21 protein-coding genes are annotated in these 21206 nt (G+C 66.2%); 11 read left to right on the top strand and 10 right to left on the bottom strand.

Annotation, left to right across the window (positions count from 1 at the left end; translation table 11 throughout):
• The first annotated feature begins 15 nt into the window (after nucleotides 1-15).
• On the top strand, nucleotides 16-1026 hold the full coding sequence (locus ACZY1G_RS04865; protein ID WP_463821744.1) for a zinc-dependent alcohol dehydrogenase: 1011 nt from the start codon (nucleotides 16-18) through the stop codon (nucleotides 1024-1026).
• 3 nt (nucleotides 1027-1029) lie between these two features.
• Here the strand turns inward: ACZY1G_RS04865 and ACZY1G_RS04860 are convergent, their stop codons facing one another.
• The 3 genes from ACZY1G_RS04860 to ACZY1G_RS04850 are packed head-to-tail and all read right to left on the bottom strand — an operon-like array spanning nucleotide 1030 to nucleotide 4173.
• Complete coding sequence (locus ACZY1G_RS04860) at nucleotides 1030-1890, bottom strand: oxygenase MpaB family protein (RefSeq protein ID WP_463821743.1); 861 nt, start codon at nucleotides 1888-1890, stop codon at nucleotides 1030-1032.
• Between the two features lie 43 nt (nucleotides 1891-1933).
• Nucleotides 1934-3268: an LLM class flavin-dependent oxidoreductase gene (locus tag ACZY1G_RS04855; RefSeq protein ID WP_463821742.1), complete on the bottom strand. Its 1335-nt coding sequence runs from the start codon at nucleotides 3266-3268 to the stop codon at nucleotides 1934-1936.
• Nucleotides 3265-4173 carry a MetQ/NlpA family ABC transporter substrate-binding protein gene (locus ACZY1G_RS04850; protein WP_463821793.1) on the bottom strand — a complete coding sequence of 303 codons (909 nt, stop codon included), beginning with the start codon at nucleotides 4171-4173 and terminating at the stop codon, nucleotides 3265-3267. Before ACZY1G_RS04850 ends, ACZY1G_RS04855 begins: the two co-directional genes overlap by 4 nt.
• A 116-nt stretch (nucleotides 4174-4289) precedes the next feature.
• Between ACZY1G_RS04850 and ACZY1G_RS04845 the strand changes: the two genes are divergently transcribed.
• From ACZY1G_RS04845 to ACZY1G_RS04825, 5 genes are all read left to right on the top strand, one after another.
• Nucleotides 4290-5285 carry a methionine ABC transporter ATP-binding protein gene (locus ACZY1G_RS04845; RefSeq protein WP_463821741.1) on the top strand — a complete coding sequence of 332 codons (996 nt, stop codon included), beginning with the start codon at nucleotides 4290-4292 and terminating at the stop codon, nucleotides 5283-5285.
• Nucleotides 5282-5995 (top strand): methionine ABC transporter permease, encoded by a 714-nt coding sequence (locus ACZY1G_RS04840; RefSeq protein WP_463821740.1) that lies wholly within the window; start codon nucleotides 5282-5284, stop codon nucleotides 5993-5995. The genes ACZY1G_RS04845 and ACZY1G_RS04840 overlap by 4 nt, the downstream gene beginning before the upstream one ends.
• The gene (locus ACZY1G_RS04835) at nucleotides 5992-6894 is read left to right on the top strand and encodes a MetQ/NlpA family ABC transporter substrate-binding protein (RefSeq protein ID WP_463821739.1); all 903 of its coding nucleotides are present in this window, start codon (nucleotides 5992-5994) and stop codon (nucleotides 6892-6894) included. Before ACZY1G_RS04840 ends, ACZY1G_RS04835 begins: the two co-directional genes overlap by 4 nt.
• A 108-nt stretch (nucleotides 6895-7002) precedes the next feature.
• Nucleotides 7003-7230 (top strand): hypothetical protein, encoded by a 228-nt coding sequence (locus ACZY1G_RS04830; RefSeq protein ID WP_463813969.1) that lies wholly within the window; start codon nucleotides 7003-7005, stop codon nucleotides 7228-7230.
• On the top strand, nucleotides 7227-8396 hold the full coding sequence (locus tag ACZY1G_RS04825; protein ID WP_463821738.1) for a N(5)-(carboxyethyl)ornithine synthase: 1170 nt from the start codon (nucleotides 7227-7229) through the stop codon (nucleotides 8394-8396). The genes ACZY1G_RS04830 and ACZY1G_RS04825 overlap by 4 nt, the downstream gene beginning before the upstream one ends.
• Here ACZY1G_RS04825 and ACZY1G_RS04820 read toward each other — a convergent pair.
• The 5 genes from ACZY1G_RS04820 to ACZY1G_RS04800 form a co-directional block, all read right to left on the bottom strand.
• Nucleotides 8393-9451 (bottom strand): fatty acid desaturase family protein, encoded by a 1059-nt coding sequence (locus tag ACZY1G_RS04820; RefSeq protein ID WP_463814845.1) that lies wholly within the window; start codon nucleotides 9449-9451, stop codon nucleotides 8393-8395. The two genes, ACZY1G_RS04825 and ACZY1G_RS04820, sit on opposite strands and share 4 nt — an antisense overlap.
• A 119-nt stretch (nucleotides 9452-9570) precedes the next feature.
• Entirely contained in the window at nucleotides 9571-11046 is a 1476-nt protein-coding gene (locus ACZY1G_RS04815) for a glycoside hydrolase family 130 protein (protein WP_463813967.1), read from the bottom strand.
• Nucleotides 11043-12065, bottom strand: coding sequence for a glycosyltransferase (locus ACZY1G_RS04810; protein WP_463821737.1), 1023 nt, complete (start codon nucleotides 12063-12065; stop codon nucleotides 11043-11045). Before ACZY1G_RS04810 ends, ACZY1G_RS04815 begins: the two co-directional genes overlap by 4 nt.
• Nucleotides 12062-13177: a glycosyltransferase gene (locus ACZY1G_RS04805; protein ID WP_463821736.1), complete on the bottom strand. Its 1116-nt coding sequence runs from the start codon at nucleotides 13175-13177 to the stop codon at nucleotides 12062-12064. Before ACZY1G_RS04805 ends, ACZY1G_RS04810 begins: the two co-directional genes overlap by 4 nt.
• A 198-nt stretch (nucleotides 13178-13375) precedes the next feature.
• The gene (locus tag ACZY1G_RS04800) at nucleotides 13376-14032 is read right to left on the bottom strand and encodes a LuxR C-terminal-related transcriptional regulator (RefSeq protein WP_463813964.1); all 657 of its coding nucleotides are present in this window, start codon (nucleotides 14030-14032) and stop codon (nucleotides 13376-13378) included.
• A gap of 102 nt (nucleotides 14033-14134) precedes the next feature.
• Between ACZY1G_RS04800 and ACZY1G_RS04795 the strand changes: the two genes are divergently transcribed.
• The 3 genes from ACZY1G_RS04795 to ACZY1G_RS04785 all read left to right on the top strand — a co-directional run bounded on the left by ACZY1G_RS04795 (nucleotide 14135) and on the right by ACZY1G_RS04785 (nucleotide 15464).
• Nucleotides 14135-14290: a DUF6131 family protein gene (locus tag ACZY1G_RS04795; protein WP_463813963.1), complete on the top strand. Its 156-nt coding sequence runs from the start codon at nucleotides 14135-14137 to the stop codon at nucleotides 14288-14290.
• 92 nt (nucleotides 14291-14382) lie between these two features.
• On the top strand, nucleotides 14383-14961 hold the full coding sequence (locus ACZY1G_RS04790; RefSeq protein ID WP_463813962.1) for a hypothetical protein: 579 nt from the start codon (nucleotides 14383-14385) through the stop codon (nucleotides 14959-14961).
• Nucleotides 14958-15464: a hypothetical protein gene (locus tag ACZY1G_RS04785; protein ID WP_463813961.1), complete on the top strand. Its 507-nt coding sequence runs from the start codon at nucleotides 14958-14960 to the stop codon at nucleotides 15462-15464. Before ACZY1G_RS04790 ends, ACZY1G_RS04785 begins: the two co-directional genes overlap by 4 nt.
• Before the next feature lie 105 nt (nucleotides 15465-15569).
• On the opposite strand, the gene ACZY1G_RS04780 is transcribed toward ACZY1G_RS04785, so the two are convergent.
• Together ACZY1G_RS04780 and ACZY1G_RS04775 are read right to left on the bottom strand one after the other, a co-directional pair.
• Nucleotides 15570-17117: a hypothetical protein gene (locus ACZY1G_RS04780; protein ID WP_463813960.1), complete on the bottom strand. Its 1548-nt coding sequence runs from the start codon at nucleotides 17115-17117 to the stop codon at nucleotides 15570-15572.
• A gap of 130 nt (nucleotides 17118-17247) precedes the next feature.
• Nucleotides 17248-17595, bottom strand: a complete 348-nt coding sequence (locus ACZY1G_RS04775; RefSeq protein ID WP_463813959.1) for a hypothetical protein — start codon at nucleotides 17593-17595, stop codon at nucleotides 17248-17250.
• A 266-nt stretch (nucleotides 17596-17861) separates the two neighbouring features.
• Between ACZY1G_RS04775 and ACZY1G_RS04770 the strand changes: the two genes are divergently transcribed.
• A complete protein-coding gene (locus ACZY1G_RS04770; RefSeq protein ID WP_463821735.1) occupies nucleotides 17862-19829 on the top strand; it encodes a S8 family peptidase in 1968 nt (655 codons plus the stop codon).
• A gap of 19 nt (nucleotides 19830-19848) precedes the next feature.
• The gene (locus ACZY1G_RS04765; protein WP_463821734.1) at nucleotides 19849-21198 is read left to right on the top strand and encodes an alpha/beta fold hydrolase; all 1350 of its coding nucleotides are present in this window, start codon (nucleotides 19849-19851) and stop codon (nucleotides 21196-21198) included.
• The last annotated feature ends 8 nt before the right edge of the window (nucleotides 21199-21206 follow it).

Raw genomic sequence — 21206 nt, 5'->3', positions numbered from 1 at the left:
CGCGGCGGTGCGCTGATGCTCGCCGCGCGTCTGCACGGTGTCGGGGATCTGCGCGTGTACCGCGAACTCGATCCCGACGAACCCCCTCCCGGCTGGTCGCTGCTCGCGGTCACCTCGGTCGGCATCTGCGGTTCGGACCTGCACTGGTTCACCGACGGCGGCATCGGGGAGAACCGCATCGAGCGTCCCGTGGTGCCCGGCCACGAGTTCGCCGCCGTCGCACTCACCGGCCCACAGGCTGGGCGGCGGGTCGCGGTGGATCCCGCGATCCCGTGCCAGCAGTGCGAGATGTGCACGGCCGGCCTCCACAACCTGTGTCCAACAGTGGAATTCGCGGGTCACGGCACGCTCGACGGAGCCTTACGGGAACACCTGGTGTGGCCGGACCATCTACTGCATCCGCTGCCCGACGATCTCAGCGACGATGCCGGGGCGCTGCTCGAGCCCCTCGGGGTCGCCGTGCACGCGGTCGGCGTCGGGCACGTGCGGGCGGGGATGGACGTCCTCGTCGTCGGGGGCGGGCCGATCGGTGTGCTCACCGCGCAGGTGGTGCGCCGGGCGGGTGCCCGCCGGGTGTTCGTCGTCGAGCCGCTCGCCCACCGACGCGCCACCGCGCTGCACTGCGGCGTCGACGCCGCGTTCCCGCCGGAGATCGCCGACGGCGAGATTCTGGAAGCCACCGAGGGCCGCGGTGTGGACGCGGTCATCGAGATGGCCGGGACTGACGCCGCGATCGCCACGGCCGTCGCGGCGTCCCGACCCGGGGCACGGATCGCACTCGGCGGGATCCCGTCGGAAGATGCGTCGTCGTTCCCGGCGGCCGCGGCCCGGCGCAAGGGCCTCACGTTCGCGATGGTGCGGCGGATGAACGACACCTACCCGCGGGCGATGGAGCTGGCGACCAGCGGGATCGACCTCGACGCGATCGTCAGTCATCGGCGGCCGCTGGCCGAGGCCGCCGACGCGTTCACCTCGGCGGCGCAACGCTGCGGGGACAAGGTCGTCGTCACCGTCTCAGGCGGCTGACGCTCATCCCGCGTTGGCGGCCATCGCCCACCGGATGCCGCCGACGAGCACGTGCCCGGCCGAGCGCACCACCGTCGCCTCCGCGGGCGGGAAATACGGCAGCCACAAAGGTCCGCGCGCCCACCGTGGCAGCATCGCCACCGCCGCGGCCGCGAGCGCCGCATAGGGCGCGCGCGCGAGGATCGGCAGCGGCGGCGTCAGGAGCAGGAACCGCGCAGCGTCGCGGGCGGCGGCGGTGCCGGCGAGCTCCGGCCGGTAGTCCGACAGCCTCTGCCTGAGCTCGGCCTCGGTGCGCGGCGGGTCGATGACGCCCAGCTTGGCGGCCACCTCCGCGGTGTCGGCGACGTAGCCGTCACGGCCCTCCTGATCGAGCGGCGAAGAGCCGTACAGCTGGTGAGCACGCAGGAAACTGTCGACCTCGGCGATGTGCACCCACTCCAGCAGGTGCGGATCCCCCGCTTCGTAGGCACGTCCGTCGGGCGCGACTCCGTGCACGCGGCGGTGGATGCCGCGGACCTTGTCGACGGCGCGCTGGGCGTCGTCGGCGGCGCCGAATGTCGTCACCGCGAGGAAGGTGCTCGTGCGGGCCAGCCGTCCCCACGGGTCACCCCGGTAGTCGGAGTGCTGGGCGACACCGGCCATCGCCAGCGGGTGCAGCGACTGCAGCAGGAGTGCGCGCAGACCGCCGACGAACATCGACGCGTCCGCATGCACCTGCCGGATGGGTCGGTCCTCGGGGAACCAGCGCGGCCCGGGCGTCCCGTGGATGCGGGCCCGGTTCTCCGGCCCCTCCGGGCCGGCCACCATGCCGAACAGAGCGCTGCCCATTCGCGTGCGGATCGCGTCGAAGTCATACAGCTGCATGACTCCATTGTCCCCGTCCGCGGCGGCGCCCCGACCAGGACAGTTACCCCGCTCGAGCCAGGCGTCGATCCGGTACCCGTGACAGACCGAGATGACCTCGCAGCGTCGCCGACGTGTACTCGCGCCGGAACAGGCCCCGATCCCGCAGGATCGGCACGACGTGGTCGACGAACAGCTCCAGGCCCGACGGGAAGACGTCCGGCATCAGGTTGAACCCGTCGACCGCTCCGGCGACGAACCACTCCTCGATGGCGTCGGCGATCTGTTCGGGTCCGCCGACCACCAGCCGGTGCCAGGTGATCACGCGGTCCAAGAGCTGACGGACCGTCAATGACTCCCGGCGCGCCAGGTTCACCACGATGTCGCGCGCGCCCTGGGACCCGGAGTCGGTCACTGCGCCGTCGAGAAGCCACTGCGGCAGCGGCTGGTCCCAATGCAGTTCCCCCGGATCGACCGACAACTGGCCCGCCAGGTGGGCGAGACGCCGCTCCCCTGCGAGCTCGTTGAGTTCGTCGTTGCGCCTGCGCGCCTCGGCCTCGGTGCTACCGAGCACGAACGACAGTCCCGGCATGATCCGGACCGCATCTCGTGATCGCCCGTATGCTGCTGTGCGCGAACGGATCTCCTCAGCATTGCGCAGCGCATCCGGCAGGGAAGCCTGCGCGGCGAACACCCCGTCGGCATAGCGTGCCGCCAGATCCAACCCGCCCGGCGAGCCACCGGCCTGGAACAACACCGGATGCCCTTGCGGAGACCGGGGCAACGTCAGCGGCCCGTCGACGGAGAAGAACTCGCCGCGGTGATCGATGGCGTGGATGGCGCCGGGCCTACTGAAGGCTCCTGTGTGCTTGTCGGCCAGCACGGCGTCGTCGTCCCACGAATCCCACAGCGCGCGAACCACATCGATAAACTCCGCGGCCCGCCGGTACCGCTGCGCCCTGTCCGGCTGGGCGCTCCCGCCGAAGTTGTTCCACGCGTACGCGTCACTGCTGGTCACCACATTCCACGCGACTCGACCGCGGCTGAGGTGGTCGAGGGACGCGAAGCGCCGCGCGACGTTGTAGGGCTCCTCGAACGACGTCGACACCGTCCCGATCAAGCCGAGGTGCGTGGTCGCCGACGCCAGCGCCGAGAGCAGCACGACCGGATCGAGCGCCAGCGGAGGCGCCGTGAGCGGCTCGTCGGGCTTCTGGAACAGCGACGGGCTGTCGGCCAGGAACAGCGCGTCGAGCGTCCCGCGTTCGGCGATCCGGGCGACCTCGACCCAGTAGGACAGGTCGGTGAACCAGTGCGGGTCGGCGCCGGGAAACTGCCACGCGGCCGGATGCATGCCGTCGGAGAGGACGTTGACTCCCAGATGAAGCTGCCTCGACGTCACGCCGGATCACCAGGCAACGCGAGCTTCTTCACGTCGGGATCGGTAGCGATGAACTCCTGCACGCGTGGATCCTTGAAGGCCTTGATCAGGTTCTGCACGTTCTCGGTGTCGACGTAGTCGCTGCCCACCGTCAGCACCGAGGCGAACTCGTCGGGTGACTTCGGAGCGAAGATCAGCTTGTCCTCGCTGACCCCGGCAGCCAGGAACGACTCGGCATAGCCGACGATCGCATCCAGGTCGGGCAGCGCCCGCGGCTGAGCGCCGAAATCGAGGAGCGTGAACGTGAGGTTCTTCGGGTTGGCGACGATGTCCTTGGTCGTCAACGCCGTGATGTCGGCATCGGGCCGCAGGGTCACCAGCCCGGCCTGCGCGAGATACCAGATGCCCTGCGCATTGTTGGCGGGATCGGCGAGCAGCGACACCGTCGCACCGTCCGGAATGTCCTGAGGCGTGCGGTATTTGTCCGACCAGATGCCGAACACCCAGTGGAAGAACGGTCCGGTGGCCGCCTCTTCCTTGAAGCCCGGGTTGGCGTCGAGCACCTGCTGCAACCAATGCCGGTGCTGGAAGATGGTTCCCGCATATCGGCCGTCGCTGACCGCCTGGTTGATCTGTGTGCTGTCGCCGAGCCCGACCGCACCGACCTTGACGTCGTAGTCCGGCGCGATGTTCGCGGCGACGTAGTCGATGATCGCCTTCTCCGCCGGGTTCGAGTCCAGGTAGACCACGTCGAGCGGCGCGCCCGCCGTTTCGTTCGCCGACGTCGTCCCCGAGGAATGTTGGATCACGAGAAACGTTGTCACGGCCGCGATGACGGCAACCGCCACCACGAGATAGGGCCAGCGACGCCGCTTCTGGAGGGTGAAACCGTGTGGCTGCGCCGCAACCGACTCATCGATGTTCATGCGTCCAGTACTGTGCGGCATGATCGGCGGCGCGAGAAGAGTTGCGCTCACCGCGATCGACTCACCCTGAGCGCAAAGGTGTTCCGTACCGACGCGCTTTGACAGCGTTCGCGCCCATGATCGAGTTGACCGACCTGACCAAGGTCTACGGCAGTGGCGAGCACCGAACCGTGGTGCTCGACCGCATCACCTTCCGGGTGGACGCCGGGGAGATCTTGGCGGTCGTGGGGCCCAGTGGGGCCGGCAAGAGCACCCTGGCCGAATGCATCAACCTGCTCACCCCGCCGACGTCGGGCTCCGTTGTCGTCAACGGTGACGATCTCACCACACTGTCCACCCAGAAATTGCGTGTCGCCCGCCGGCGTATCGGCACGGTGTTCCAGTCGGCGGGTCTGTTCGAACGGCGCACGGCCGCCGAGAACGTCGCGCTGCCACTGGAATACCTGGGGGTCACCGCGGCGGAATCCGAGAAGCGCGTCGCCGAGCTTCTCGACCGGGTCGGACTGTCCCACCGCGCCAACCACTACCCATTCCAGCTCTCCGGCGGGCAGAAGCAGCGCGTCGGCATCGCACGGGCGCTGGCACTGCGCCCGTCGGTGCTGCTTGCCGACGAAGCGACCGCCGGTCTCGACCCCACGAACACCGCGTCGGTCGTCGACCTGCTGCGCGAGCTGCGCGACGATCTCGATCTCTCGATCGTGTTCATCACCCACGAGATGGACACCGTGCTCAAAATCGCCGACTCGGTGGCTCGGCTCGACCACGGCAGCATCGTCGAATCCGGCCGGCTGGTGGACCTTCTCACCGATCCTGCATCGGTGCTCGGCGCCGAGCTGCGCCCCCAGGGCCTGTCCAGCGATGCCGCCCTCGGGCAGCAGGTGTGGCACGTCATCTACGACTCACCCAGCGTGCCCAGCGACTGGATCGCCCGCGCCAGCGCCGACCTCGGGGCCCCCATCGCCATCCTCGGCGCCTCGGTGCAGCAGGTGCAGGGCGTCACCGTTGGCTCGGCGACGCTGGGCATCCCGGCAGACCTGTCTGCCCGCGCCGCCGACGTGCTCGCCCGGTACGGACTGTCCACCGGTGACGCGCCGCTTCGGGGCGCAGCGTGACCCACGCCCTGCTGGCCAACGCCAAGGTCCCGGTCAACGAGCTACCCGGCCTGCTGTTCCCCGCGCTCGTCGACACCCTGATCATGGTCGGCATCGTGATGACCATCGTCGTCCTCGTCGGCGTCCCTCTCGGTGCGCTGGTGCACAACCTCGCACCCGGCGGGCTCTTCGAGAACCCGGCGCTGCACACGGGGTTGAGCTGGATCATCAGCGTCGGCCGCTCGCTGCCGTTCCTGATCTTGATGGCCGCCATCATGCCGTTCACCCGGTTCATCACGGGCACGAACATCGGCATCGCTGCCGCGGTGGTGCCGATGTCGTTGGCCGGCATCGCATTCTTCACCCGTATCGTCGAGAACTCTCTGCGCTCGGTCCCGCCGTCGGTGGTCAGGGTCGCCCGCGCCTCGGGCGGATCGCGTCTGCAGATCATCCGCACTGCTCAACTCAACGAGGCGGTGCCGTCGATTCTCGGTGGTCTGACGATCAACATCATCGCGATGATCGAGTACTCCGCGATCGCCGGCACCATCGGCGCGGGCGGGATCGGTTACGTCGCGGTCACTTACGGATATCAGCGGTTCGATCAGGGCGTCATGCTGGCCACCATCGTCATTCTCGTCGTGACCGTCGCCGCCGTGCAGCTCATCGGCGACGCCGCGGTCCGCTTCACCACCCCCCACGCACGCGCGAAAGGAACCGTCACCGCATGACCACCACCGAGAACCAGGTCGACACGCCCGACGACCACGGGTTCGACCTCAAGAAGCGTCCCCGCTTGATCTGGCTCGCGGCCGGGCTGGTGGTCGTGATCGTCGCCGTGGTCGCGGGCCGCTTCTTCTTCTTCGGAGACACAAAGTCCGCCAACGAGATCCCCGGCGCGACGCTGGTGGTCGCGACCAACGAGGGCAACGCCGCCGAGCAGGCGCTCATCGAATACATCAGCCGTGAGGTGGCGCCCAAGCACGGCATCACGGTGGCATTCCGCGGTCTGGCCGACAGCAACACGATAAACCGAGCCGTCAGCGACGGTGAGGTGGCGGGCACCATCTACCAACACAAACTATGGCTGGGCCAGGTGCTCGAGGCCAACCCCGACTTCCGCGAGGAGGCAGCCACACCCGTCTTCCGCTGGGGCTTCGGCATCTGGTCGGACAAGTACACCGACGTCAATCAACTTCCCGACGGAGCCAACATCTCCCTCTATTCCGATCCTGCCAACGAGGCGCAGGGCCTGTGGCTCCTCGAGCGCGCCGGTCTGATCACGCTGAACCCCGCGGTCGACAAGTGGACCGCGACGCAGAAGGACATCGTCGGCAATCCCAAGAACCTGAAGTTCACGCTGCTCGACTTCGCGGCGCAGTCCCGCTCGCTGCCCGACCTAGACGCGGCCGTGGGTTACACGGAGTACTACCTGGCTGCCAAAGTGCCCGTTCAGCAGCAGATCTTCGCGCCGCCGGCCCCCGACGAGTTCGCCGGACAGCTGACCATCGGCAGCCGCTGGGCCGACACCGACAACATCAAGAAGCTGGTCGCGACGTTCAAGGATCCGGCGGTACAGAGATTTCTCGCCACCGACCCCAGCGTGAAGGGGATCTTGCTGCCGTTGTAGCGGGTCCGGCCGGCCGCGCCGGTGCTCGAAAATCGTCGACGACATCTGTTTGACAGGTCCGCGATTGCGGCGTGTACTGGTCTCCCTTCCAGCAGATCTGAGATCCTCATGTTCTCCGTCGTCAAGTCCCGGCTACTCGCTCTCCTCGAATCCGGGGCCAAGGTGTCTCGTCGAGTGGTGACCGGTATCCGGCCGTCCACGAGCCGGGCCGCCGATGCGCGCCGTGACGCCACGCACCTGCGCGATCAAGCGGCATTCGTCGAACTCGGCCGGGACACCAAGCTCGAACACCAAGTCCGTGCGGACGGCGAGCCGCACCGCAAGGCCGCCGAGTGAGCGAGCGTTCCGGCTCCTCGACGCTGTCTCTCGGCATTGTCGCCACCTCGCGCAAACCTGACGAACGCCGGTTGCCCATCCACCCCGATCACTTCGCCAAGATCGATCCGTCGATCCGGGGCCGGATCTTCGTCGAGCACGGCTACGGGTCCCACTTCGGAGCCACCGACGAGTCGCTCACCGACGTGGTCGGCGGTCTCCGGACCCGGGAGCAGTTGATCGCCGAGTGCGACGTCATCCTGCTGCCCAAGGTCGAGGCGGAGGACCTCGCCGAGTTTCGCGAGCGCCAGATCGTCTGGGGCTGGCCACATCTCGTTCAGAACCCGGACGTCACACAGGCTGCTATCGATCGGCGGCTGACGATGATCGCCTTCGAGTCGATGAATCACTGGAAGGCCGACGGCAGCTTCGCACTCCACGTCTTCCACAAGAACAACGAACTCGCCGGATACTGCTCGGTCCTGCACGCCCTCTCCCTCATCGGTGTCACCGGCAACTACGGCCGGCGACTCAGCGCGGCGGTCATCGGCTTCGGTGCGACGGCGCGCGGCGCCGTCACCGCATTGAATGCGCATGGTGTCGACGAGGTCCGCGTCCTGACCAACCGCGACGTCGCCGCCGTCGCCGCACCGATCCCCTCCACCCAGATCCTCCAGATGGGGCACGACGACGACGCCCCGCCCGAGGCGACGTGGGTCGACACCGGAGATGGCGGCGTGATTCCCGTGGCCAAACTACTGGCCGACCACGACATCGCCGTCAACTGCGTCCTTCAGAATCCGACGAGCCCGTTGATCTTCGCCACCGACGACGACCTGGCCGATTTCGCGGCGGGGAGCTTGATCGTCGATGTGTCCTGCGATGCCGGTATGGGTTTCAGCTGGGCGCAGCCCACCTCATTCGCCGATCCACTTCGGCTGTTGCCCAACGGCATTCACTACTACGCGGTCGACCACAGCCCGTCGTACCTGTTCAACTCCGCGACATGGGAGATCAGCGAGGCGCTGCTCCCCCATGTGGAGACGGTCCTGGGCGGGCCCGCGGCGTGGGAGGACAGCACCACCGTGGCGCGCGCCGTGGAGATGCGCGACGGCGTCATACTCAACGACGAGATCCTGTCGTTCCAGCACCGCGGCGAAACCTATCCGCACGCAAAGGAGAGTTAGGCCCCGTTCGGCAGCGCCAGCCGGTGGATCACTCGCAGCGTCGACGCGTACTGATGCGAGAGCGAACCCGTCAGGTAGGGCAGGTCGTACTTCTCGCACAGCGGCCGGACCCGCTCGGCGATCTCGGCGAGCCGGTTGCTGGGCAGATCCGGGAACAGGTGATGCTCGATTTGATAGCAGAGATTCCCACTGGCGAACCCGAGGAACCGGCCGGCCGTGAAGTTGGCGGTCGCGAGCATCTGCCGCAGGTACCACTCCGCCCGCGTCTCGGTGTCGAGGACATCGGCGGTGAACTTCTGCGTGCCGTCGGGAAAGTGGCCGCAGAAGATGACCACGTACGCCCAGAGGTTGCGTAACAGGTTGGCTGTCGCGTTCGCGCCCAGCGTCCTGCGCCAGCGCCGCATGCTCACTGCCGGCCACAGCACATAGTCCTTGGCGCCCTGGCGGAAGATCTTGCGCACCAATTCCTTGCCCTGAGCTCTCCACTCGGCGCGCGACCGCCGCTGATCCAACCCGTGCAGAGCAACGCCCCACTCGAATGTCATAGCGAGGAGAACATTCTGCAGCGGCTGTAAGAGATGCTTCCGCTGCCACGGCTGTTCTGGCGCCACGCGCATGGCGCCGAAGCCCAGATCGTCGTCCTCCCCGAGCACATTGCTGTACACGTGATGGCGGTAGTTGTGCGACGATTTCCAGTGCGAAGAGACCGCGACCATGTCCCATTCCCAAGAGCTGGAATGGATTTCGGGATCGTTCATCCAATCCCATTGGCCGTGGGACACGTTGTGCCCGATCTCCATGTTCTCGACGCTCTTGGCGAATCCGAGTGCCGCGGTTCCCGCCACCCAGCCGACCTTCGACCGCGACGCGACGATGAGAAGCCGCGCAGCGACGTCGAGGGTGCGCTGGAACATGATCGTGCGCCGGATGTAGGCGGCGTCGCGGGCACCGAGCGACTCTTCGATGTCGGTGCGGATCGCGTCGAGTTCCTCGCCGAGGTTGGCGATGTCCTGCGGCGAGAGGTGGGTGTATGCGGCGATGTCGGTGATGGCGATGAGGTGTCCTCGAGTGGTCCGGCCGTTGACGTACAGCCGGACCGGTCTGCAGAGCCCGGGGTCGACGGCGCCCAGAGGGCAGCGCGCCGGCTTGTAGGCCCAGTCTACGCGGTCGCCGTCTATCGCATGTGGTTCAACAGATCGTCAAGCGGCACGGTCGCGACCCCGATCGCGGAGTCACAGATGCCGTAGGGCATCACAAGCGTGCCGGCGTGCACGAGGGCGCCGCAGGAGTAGACGACGTTCGGCACGTATCCGCAGCGCTCGTCGTCGGCGGGGGCCAGCAGCGGCCGTCGCAGCCGGCCGATCATCTGCGTCGGGTCGTCGAGGTCGAGCAGAATCGCGCCGATGCTGTAGGTCCGCATCGGTCCGACGCCGTGGGTGAGTACCAACCACCCCGCGTCGGTCTCTATCGGTGCACCGCAATTGCCGAGTTGCACCGTCTCCCACGTCTCGATCGGCTGCTGGCACGGCGAGGCCGACGTCCAGACGGCGGGATGGTCGGCGAACGCGATGGTGTTGGTCTCCCGATCTGACCTGGACATCGCCACGAACCGCCCGTTGATCCGACGGGGAAACAGGGCCAGGCCCTTGTTCGCGGCGGCGCGACCGACCAGCGGCATGGACGTGAACGTCTGGAAATCTGCAGTCTCCAGCAGTTGCTGGCTGATTGCCGATCCGCTGTAAGCGGTGTAGGTGGCGTAGTAGGTGGCCTGCCCGTCATCGTCGAAGAAGCGCACGAAGCGAGCGTCCTCCATGCCCACCCCCTCGGCCTCGATAGCCGGCCACAGCACCCGCTCGGCCAACGTCGTCGACGAGTCGTATTCGACACCGTAGAAGCGCGCGGCGATAGCGCGCACCGTGTCGATGGTCTCCGCGGCGTGCCCTCGAGTGCTCAGATGCGCCCCGAGAGTCTCGAGTCGCTCCTCGAGGTCGGCCGCGGTGAACCGCTCACCGAGCTTGGCGAAGATGTAGTCGGTGGCCTCGCCGGCGCGGTCCTGCCGGCTCAGCTCAGCGCGGAAGATCGCCGCGTCCAGCAGGGTGTGTTCGAAGCGTCCCGTCGAGGCGAACGCGACGGGCGAGTCCACGGCGCATGAACCATTGGCGTCGACGACACCGGTCCGGAATCCGATCGAGGACCGATGACCTTCTCCGATGCCCCGCACGCTCATCACGAACCGCAGAGTTCCCGCGGGTATACCCTCCTGGTTGGGGTGGGCGACCATGCTCGGATTGCACAGCGCCGCACCCTCGACGGCGTACTCGCTGGTGAATGTGGCGCCCAGCAACAACATTCGCGACTCCGACAGCGCATGGTGAGGGTCTAGTCGATCGGCGAGCTCCTCGGCGTGCATGCGCCACGTGCCGTACAGATCTCGGTGCCGACCCGCGAAGTGCGTCACGACGTCTCGCAGGGCCTCGATGACCTCGTCGTCGGCGAGCGCGAGAATCCGCTTCAAGACCTGACCCGCACGGGTCTCCTGCAGCTCGAACCCTTCCTGACCCGGCACGAACAGCCGGGAGATCACCCGACGAGCGTCGGGTAGGAGGCGTTGCGGATGGCGGGTGGCGAGCCCCACCGTGGGCCCGGTCATCGCCAAACAGACGACAAACGCCGCGCCTGCTGCATCGTCGACAGTGCCGCCAAGGTGGACTCCGCACCTTGATTCTGGTTCACGCGGTCGGCGTGCAGACCGTCGAACCCGCCACCGGTCGTGCGATCCCACATGGGCAGGCCGAGATCGTTGTCACCGCAGAACCACCCCACGGCCAGACGCAGACCTTCGCACCAGAGTGGCCGCGAGTCGGTGGTCGCAGCCCGGGCGCAGGCGTCCGCCAGGGCTGCCACCTCGATCGGCTGCTGGTCGAATCCAGGCCCGTGATCGGAGCGGCCGCGGCCTCCGACAGGCGTGGGCGACAGATGCCCGTCGCCGGTCTCGACGCCCAGTAGCCACTCGAGCATGGCGATGCCGCGTCCGCGTATCGCCACATCGTCGAGCGCTTCGCCCGCCGCGATCATCGCCTCGGCGAGGGCGGCGTTGGCGTAGCGCAGACGAGGCTCCGGCCAGGGCCAACCAGGGTCGGTCGGCGCGAGCGGTATCCGAGCCGCGTAGTCGATGAGCAGCTCGCATGCGGACGGGTGCCCCGGCGCGACGGCAAGAACCTCGGCAGCGCCGAGGGCGGCGAACGCAGACGCCCGCAGATGGCGTGAACGGGCACGTGCCGCGCGATCGAACTGCTGCGCGGCGACGCCGCGTACCTGGGCGCTCCCGCTGCGCGCGGCGGCAGTGCCCAAGGCCCACACCAATCGGCCCCAGTGATCGTCGGTATTCGATCGACCACTCCAGCATCCGTGAACGTCCATGCGGTTTCGGCACGTGCCGTCCTCGGACAGGGCGTCGCTCAGAAAGGTCAGTGCCCTGCCGGCCAGGGCGGTCACTGGAACGGACGCGTATGGCTCCCGTGTCGTGACGACGAGGACCCTGGCCATGTCGTCGACGCAGTAACCATGCTCGCGGCGCGGTTCGGTCAGAAGCGCGTGCTCGAAGGTGGCACGGTGATCGGTGAGCCGCAGGAGATGCGAGAACACCGGTGGGGGAACTGCCCGGGTCACGCCGGCCCTCGCCGGGCAGCAACGAGGCTCTGCGCCAAAGTGATGTAGGAACCTGCCACAACGGGCCATGCCATCGAGGAAGAAAGCTGCCGCGCTTCGGAAGCCATCGCGCCCGCGACGCGCGGGTCGGTGAGGAGCCGGCGCAAGGCGCGGACCAACGCATCGGGATCGTCATGTGGGACCAGAGTGCCTGCGCCACCGCCCAGCAGTTCGACAGCGTGGGGGAAGGTCGTCGCCACGATAGGTCGACCGCTGGCGATCGAGTCGACCAGCACGCCAGACGTGACTTGCTCAGTGGAGTCGTAGGGCAGCACGACGACAGACGCCGACTGCATCAGCGATGTCAGCGCTTCGGGCGTTCGATACGCCGCATCGAATGACACCGATCCAGACACTCCGAGGCTTTCAGCCTGTGCGACAAGGCTTTCTCGGTACTTCTCGCCGTCGAGGGCGAGCACTTTCGGGTGCGTGCGGCCAGCAATCAGATATCGGGGTTGCTGCGCGAGGTCCGTCAGGGAAACCATCGCGCGGATGACCCTTTCGATACCCTTGCCGGGCCCGAGGAGTCCCCAGGACAGCAGGATCGGCCGGCCCGAGCGCTTCGACGCCGCTGTGGTGGGCAGCGCGGCACCGTGCGGGATCGTGGTGACCTTCCGGTCACTGACGCGGAAGCCGGCGCGCAGCCGCTCGCGCGCCGAGCTCGACATGACGACCACCTGGTCGGCGCGGGCCATCACCTCGTCGAGTACCGAGCGTTGATGCGGCGTCGGGGTTGTCAGCACTGTGTGCACGATGACGATCACGGGCACCGTCAGGCCCTTCATGACGTCGATGACCTGTTCGCCGTCGGCACCGCCGTAGATGCCGTACTCATGCTGAATGATCGCCACGTCGCGACGGTTGAGCAGTTGCGCCGCCGCTGCAGCGGATGCCGCCGAACCACTGACCAGCTCGCCCACCACGTCGGCGCGTGCAGAAGGGACTCCGTCGGACACGCGTACGACATCGACATCGACGCCTCGCAGGGACAGACCATGGGCCAGGGCGGCGCTGAACGTCGCCAGACCGCACACGGTCGGCCCATAGGTGCTCAAGATGCCGACGCTCGACACGTTGGCAACGTCGGCGCGTCCGAAGCGGACGAGCGAATGCTGAAAGGGCGTTAAAACTTTCACGAGGTTCCCGACCGAACTGTTGCCGCCGGACGGTGCCCGACGGGATGTGAGGACTCGGGAAGACCAGGCTGAGAACGAAATATGGCCCAAGCGGGACGGCTGGATGGACCAGCTTGTGACAGTCTACGCCCCCCGCTACGGCCCGCCCCGCCAGTGCTCGATGCGGTGGTGGTCGGGTAGGAATCCGTGCCGTGTCCCCCACAGCACCGCCTGCGTGCGGCTTTGCACGTCGAGCTTGCGATACAGCGACCGGATGTAGGACTTCACCGTGTTCGGGCTCAGGTAGGTCAGGCGCGCGACGTCGGCGTTGCTCTTTCCCTGCGTGATGAGCGCCAGGATCTCGGCCTCACGGTCGCTGAGCCCCTCACCGCGACCGGGCCAGTCGTTGCCCGGGGCAGGGCGGCTTCGCGGCGGCGCCTCGCTGACCACCGTCTCTCCCCTGTGCACAGCTTCCAGTGCCGTCACCAACTCGCGCGCCGCCAGCGTCTTCGACAGATAGCCGTGCGCCCCGCGCTCCTGCGCACTGGCGACGAGGTCTGGATGAAAGTTCCAGGTGTAGACCACAACTCGGCGTGCACACGGGTTGGCAACCAGGACACCGATCTCCTCGTGATCGGATTCGGGTTGGGCGAAGCTGTCGTACAGCGCGATGTCGACGGTGTCTTTCAGCGGCGTGGTGGCGTCGAGTTCGGCGACCACGACGCGGTCCCGATACGGCTCGAGCATGTTGGCCACGCCTTTGACGACGACGTCGTAGTCGTCGATGAGCGCCACAGTGATGGGCTCGGACACGGCGCTGACATTACCCCCTTAAGGGTGTACCGCCACACCCTTGAGGGTGGTCGACTGAGCATGGTCCGAACGACCGAAATACGTTCTAGGAAAGGTCCGATCATGATCATTCTCGGCATCATCGCCGTCATCGCAGGGCTCCTGCTGAAGATCTCCATCCTCACCACGATCGGAGTCATTCTCCTGGTCGTCGGAGCTGTCCTCGCCGTCCTCGGCACCACCGGTCGCGCCGTCGGCGGCCGGCGTCACTACTTCTGACCCCTGACCTGGGCTTCCGTGATACCAGTCACAAACTGACGTTTGCGTAGACCACGTCAGGGCTACCCGAACGTGCACGAAAGGAGTTCGAAATGCCTACCTGGCAATGGATTTTGATCGCCGCAGCAATCATCGTGGTGATCGTGCTCGTGGTGCTGGCAGTGCGTTCCGGCGGCGGACGCAAACGCAGTGAAGAGCTCAAGCAACACTTCGGCCCGGAATACGACCGGACGGTACAGCGAACCGGCGATCCCAAGGCAGCGGAAAAGGAACTGGCAACGCGGGCCCGCAAGCGCGACAAGCTCGACATCGTCGCGCTCCCCCCCGTGGCACGCAATGATTTCGAAGTCCGCTGGGCGCAGGTGCAGACGGAGTTCGTCGACGACCCCGCCCGGGCCGTCGGCACCGCGGACCTGCTCGTCACCGAGGTGATGCGCCAGCGCGGCTACCCGGTCGACGACTTCGAACGCCGTGCCGCCGACATCTCCGTCGACCACCCCCACATCGTCGAGAACTACCGCGCAGCACACAGCGTGCACACCGCCCAGGAGCGCGGCGAGGTCAACACCGAACGGCAGCGGGAAGCCTTCGTGCACTACCGCGCACTGTTCGAACGACTTCTCGACACCACCGACACCGACACCGACACCTCGAAGGAGGCGCGCGCATGACCACCCACGATCAGCACACCGACACCTACACTGATCAGACTCCGCAGGGGCAGCACCCTCAGTACGCCACGGAGAACCCGAACCACATTCCCGAAGACCAGGTCGCTCCCGTGCAGACCGACGCCGGCGCGACGCAAGCAGGCGCAGCGCAGGCCGGCGGGCCGCCTACGACACCGATGGACCCGCAGGTCTCCGGCGGAGTTCACCACCAGTCTGACCGCGAAACCGACTCAGACGCCGGTCTTTTCGCGCACGATGAACTCGCGGGGCTGCGTGCCCGGTGGGACGCGGTGCAAGCCAGCTTCGTCGACGATCCGAAGGACTGCGTGCAGAAGGCCGACGGTCTGGTTGCCGATCTGGTGCAGCAGCTGACCACCGGTTTCGACCACGCACGGTCGCGGCTCGAGGATCAGTGGAGCCGCGGAGAGCAGGCCTCGACCGAAGACTTGCGAGTCGCGCTCAAGCGCTACCGGAGCTTCTTCGAGAGGCTGCTCTCGGTCTGAGACATCAACGATTGGCGCCGGGCACCTGTTCAACAAAACAAGTGTCCGGCGCCGACGTCACGCGTGGGGGTAGCTTCTGCCAAGCGAATGCGGACGAAGCACCTTCTACGGCACGTACTGCGTCCACTTGACGTTGAGAACCGTTCCTACGGGAACGAGCGCGTTGGGTGCAGGTTCCTGCTCGGTGATCTTGAATCCGACGTTGTAGTCAAGATCCCTGTCGGGGTCAAGGCCGGGCGGGTCTTCTCGCACGTCCATCTTGCCCCCGAGCACCTGCTCCATGAACTCCGCCTGTTCGCGACTGACGTAGAGGAGTGGTCGCGGAGGCGTTCCGTCTTCGTACAGGTCAACTCCCGCGAGCATCTGTTCGACGGTGTAGCCGTGACCGGGTCCCAAGTAGTGCAAGCAGTCATTCCACGACCGGAGGTCAACCCCAACCATGTTCCCGACCTGAATTTTCTCAATCGACGGCGGCGGTTTCGGGGTTGGCAGGGTCGGCATCACACCCACCGGGTAGACCTCATCGGTTGCCACGGCGTAATCCGCGGGCATCTTCGCTTCGCCCGGCATATTGATCGCTCTGCTGGCACAACTGGCGATGAGATCGAGATCCTGTTGAAATCCGTTGACCGCCTCAGTCAGGAATGTCACGGTACCCGCGCCAGCCGACGTCCAGTCGTACGCCTCGGAATGGTCAACGACGTACTCGAGCAGGTTGATCTTGTCGAGAATGCGGCTGCGCTGTTTGGCGCAGATCATCAGTACGTCCTGCGCATGTTGCACGTCGATCTCGTTCAGCGGCAGCGGACCTTCGGCGATCGCGATGGGAGCTAGAGTTACCGTGTACGGCATCGCATTGCGGTCGGGATCGTCGTGAAACGCTTTGAGCCACCGATTTGCATTGTCCATCAGTTGAACTGGGTCGGTGACGTCTGTGATCTGAAGGTCCGTCGGTCCGCCTTCGTGGTGCATGCTGACGAACGCATCGCAATGATACTTGCTGCGGATGCTGTCGAACTTCATGCGCGCTTCGGCGCTGAAGAGTCCATAGGAGCCCTCGAGTTCCGCCGAGACCTCGGTGCGTTCCTGTTCGCTACGCACGTCATAGCGGAAAACGCCAACGAACAATCCGCCACGGTCCATGCCGCGAACGAACATGTTGCCGTATCTCGCCGCGAATTGTTCTGCGTTACTTCTGAGTTCAGCGGCGCTGCCGGTGAGCTTCGGCGCTTTGATTGATAGATGCTCGAGGACGATGCGTGCAGTAACCACCATGAAGAGGGAAGAGGTTTGCACCTTGCAGTTCTTGGCGTAACCGAAGCGCGCCGAGATGCCAGCGCCGAAGAGTCCTGACCCGTAACTGGCTTCGGCGCTGACGCCGAGTGATTCCTCGAGCTCCTCGGTGCTGTTGATTCGTCGTACTTCGAACGTCACCGAAGCGCCGCCCGCTTGGGCGATTCCCTCCGGATCACCGTCGACGACGAATCCCATCGGACTTCCTGACGCGAGATCGGCGCCGACGCCGAAGTTGTAGTCGTCGCGGTGCGCCACCTCAACCGTTCTCAGTGCCATCGGCGTGCCTTCCTGATCGCCGTGAGCTTCGTCCGGATATCCCCGCAGGCTTCGGGAGTTCTTCGCCTGGAACGACGACAATCGGCGTCATATCCGGGCGCAGCGTCGAACGGTCCGTAGTCGTCGGCGAGTGTGGTGGGGTCGGGCAGCTCGATATCCGGTGGCGTCGGCGAGTCGACGGCGCCACGCCCTGTTGCGTCTGCGTCGTCGGTCACGATTCATCTCCGCTGGTGTCCTCGGTGCAGTCGTCGACAATCACATCGCCGAGATTCAGCGGGCCCACCCCATTGATGACGAGGCTCATCTGGTAGGTGCCCGCGGGCAGATTGAAGACGAGCGAGCGTTGAACGCTGGTGCCGGCGGCGAGCGGATCACAGTCCAAAGACTTGCTGTCCCCCGAGCCTTGATCGTCGAGATCAAAGATGTCCTGATAGGAATCCGAGTCGACGTCGCCGATGTTCCTCTCCTGCCAGGTCACGGTGAAATCCTGACCAGCGCAGGGATTCACGGGGTCGGTCACAAAGGTGGTCTGGTCGTCGAAAACGATCTGAGCTGACATGGCGGTCTCCTTGGTTGTGGCCCGTTGTAACGACCCCATCGTGCGCGGGGATGAACCAAGCAATCACGCGTAGTCGGCTACTCGTTTCCACAGAGTCGGCATCTCACCGGAGCGGGTACTCCTGGTCAGGTAGTGCGCTACTCATGACACTGCGCGCAGGCAAACGCACGATAGAAGCACATGACAAGGGGTCGGCGGAGTAGTTTCCCACCCGGGTCGGCGCAGCGGCGTCGATCGATGCGGCACCGAACCGGGGAGGTAGTGCCATGAGTGAAGATTCCCTCGTACCTCCGTCCCAAGATCGCTCATGGCAAGCCAGGGTGCTGTGCGCCGTGCAGGCTCTTGAGGAACTCAACCAGCCCGCGACGGCCGTCCGCATCAAGGAGATGGTCGGCGCGAAATTCGCCGCCGTTTTCCTGCCGGCGGATCGGCTGTACGAGGGCACGCGGCCCTCCTGGGAAAGTCGCGTCGACGATGCGCTGTCGACTCTGGTGGCGCGGAAGCTGCTCCGCCGCCCGAAAAGTCAGAGCACTGACCCCGTGTGGACCACCACCGCCGCTGGGAAGAAGCAAGCCGCGGATGACTGCAGACTTGGCACCCTCGTAGCTGAGGACACGAATCCTGTCGCCGAGCCCATCACATCGTCCGGGCCGGTGATGGCCGGCGTCGTCACCAAACCACTCCAGGGCAAGACACCACCAGCCGCGGAGCACACACCAGTCCTCGGCATCACAGGGCCTGACTTCACCGTCGAGTACGCGGGCCGCCTCGGTTTCGACGCTGCCGTCGCGCAGACCGAAGCGGGTCAGCCGAAGCCGGTGATGATCGAGCTGAACCTGCAGTACGGCGTCGGCACCGGTTCCGCGTCAGCAACCGGCGCCGCCGGTGCGATCGCCCGAGTGGAGCAGCTGTGGACCTTGGTCGGGGCCGCAGGCACACCCCTCGTGGTCGCCGACCAGTACATGTCCGGGGATCTCAGCGACGAGCAGGTGAAAAACATCGTCACCGCGGACTCAGCCGGTGGCGATTGGCCGCAGCGGGCCATATTCCGGATCTGGCCCGACTTCCCCATCCACCCGCAGATCGACGCATCCTGCGGGACCGTGAAGGCCACGACGGCCCAACGTGCCTTCGCCGCGTACGGCCAAGGCATCGTGTGGGCCGTCATCGACTCTGGCATCGACAAAGAACACCCGCACTTTCAAGGCGACCACACGCTGGATGATCCGTCGGTCGCCAATCTCCATCATGACTTCGTCTCCAACGGTGACGATCCGGAACTCGCTCTTGTCGACGAGGACGGACACGGCACCCACGTGGCCGGGATCATCGCCGGTGGCCTGCGGCGCTGGAAGGACGGGGACGAGACACGGCACGCGCTGGCTGTGGAGAAACGCCAGAACAATGGCGCCGGCGGGAACAACGACCCTATCTTGGTACCGCGAAACGTCGACATTGACATGCTCAATGGTGTGGCGCCGCTGGCCAAGCTCGTCAGTCTGAAGGTGCTTAGCAAGTACGGCGATCTGACTGCGCGCACCGCCCGTGTGATCGCCGCGCTGGCCTACGTACGCCAGAAGAACGACGAAGCAGGGAAGCTAACGCGAATCCACGGCGTGAACCTCTCGCTGGGGTACGGCTTCCTCGCCGACTGGTTCGGCTGCGGGCAGAGCCCGCTGTGCCTCGAAGTCAACCGCCTGGTGTCCTCTGGTGTCGTCGTTGTAGTGGCCGCCGGCAACTCCGGCTATGTCACGCTGAACGCAGCCCAGTCGGACGTGACCCAATTCAGCGCCGGCGTCACGATCAACGATCCCGGTAACGCGGAGAAGGCCATCACAGTGGGCTCCACACATCGGGAAGCACCGCACACCAACGGTATTTCGTTCTTCTCCTCCCGTGGACCCACCGGCGATGGACGCCTCAAGCCCGACCTCGTCGCGCCCGGGGAACGCATCACCTCGGCCGCGGCCGGCAAGAGCCTCGCGAGCATCCGCAGCGCCCAGTTCCCCGGCTTCGACGACGCCGCGGTCTACATCGAAGACAGCGGGACGAGCATGTCCGCCCCGCACGTGTCGGGCGCGATCGCGGCATTCCTCTCCGTGCAGCGCGAGTACATCGGGAATCCCGACGACGTCAAAGAGATCTTCATGTCGTCGGCAACGTCACTCAACCGCGACCGCTACTTCCAGGGCGCCGGGCTGGTGGACCTGATGCGCGCCCTGCAGACCCCCTGAGCCAGAAGAGAGAGCACACATGTCTACACAACAGTTTTTCGGCCCCTGGGCACTGTCCATCGATGCTGACGGCGATGTCGATGCCGCGGGTGAGCAGCAGATCCTGCAGGACCTGCGCGACAGTCACGTGACGGATCTGGTGGTGTTCTCCCACGGGTGGAACAACGACGAGGCCGCCGCATCATCGTTGTACGCCAGGTGGTTCGAGCTCTTGAAGGCACAGGTGGGCCCCGGCCACACAGTCGGTTTCATCGGCATCCGATGGCCGTCACAGCTGTGGCGCGACGTGACGATCCCCGACTTCGATCCGACGCCGGGCGGATCCGCCACCGGCGCCGCCGGATTGGACCCCACCGAGGTCGCCGACGCCGGCTCGTCGGCCTTGAGTCCGCAAGAAATAGCCGACCTCAAAGCTGTCTTCCCGCAGGCGCAGAAGGAGCTCGACGAGATCGTCACCCTCCTGTCCGCCGAGCCCAGCGACGACGGTGTCGACGAGTTGTTTCGCGCCATGCAGCAGTTCAACACTGCGGTGGCGATCAATTCCACCGATGGTGACGAGCCCGGCTCTGGACAACCGGCCATGCTCGACGACCCCGCGCAGGCCGACAAAGTGTTCGAGAAGTACGCCGACGCGTTGGTCGACTCGGGCGTCGACATCACCAGCGGCGGCGGTGGTGGCGCGGCGGGAGTGCGCGATCGACTCGACAAGCTCTGGCACGGCGCCAAAGAAGCGCTGCGAGGACTGTCCTACTGGCAGATGAAGAACCGTGCAGGCGCGGTCGGTCAGCGTGGTGTCGGGCCGCTGATCGGACGAATCGTCGCCCAGCCCGAATTCGACCAGCTGCGCGTGCATTTGATGGGACACAGCTTCGGCGGACGCGTCGTCTCCTTCGCATTGGCCGGTCTTCCCCAGGTAGATCCGTCCCCGGTGAAGTCGGTGACCTTGCTGGAGGGGGCCTTCTCCCGATTCGCGTTCAGCGACGCCCTTCCATGGTCCCTGGGGGACCATGGCGCACTGGCGGGCATGCTCTCGCGCGTCGACGGACCGTTGACGGTCTGCTTCTCCAGTCACGACTCGGCGCTGAGCCTCAGCTATCCCCTGGCATCCCTGGCATCCGGTGACGACCGCGCGGCCGCCGATGATCCGCTGTTCCGCTTCCGCGCCATTGGTTCCCTTGGCGCCTACCAGAGCCACACAGTGTCGGTCGACGCCGTCGGTACGAGCTACCCCTTCACCACGGGAGCGATCCTCAACATCGACTGCTCAGCGGTGGTGACGACGGGCAACCCGCCATCGGGAGCGCACAGCGACATCTTCCACGAGGAACTGGCCTGGATCGTCGCCTCCGCGGCGCAGTTGACAGCGTGAGCCGCTCG

Source organism: Mycobacterium sp. IDUB_5, from assembly GCF_055419565.1.
Note: the sequence above shows the minus strand (reverse complement) of the source record. Positions and strands in the feature narration are given on the sequence as shown.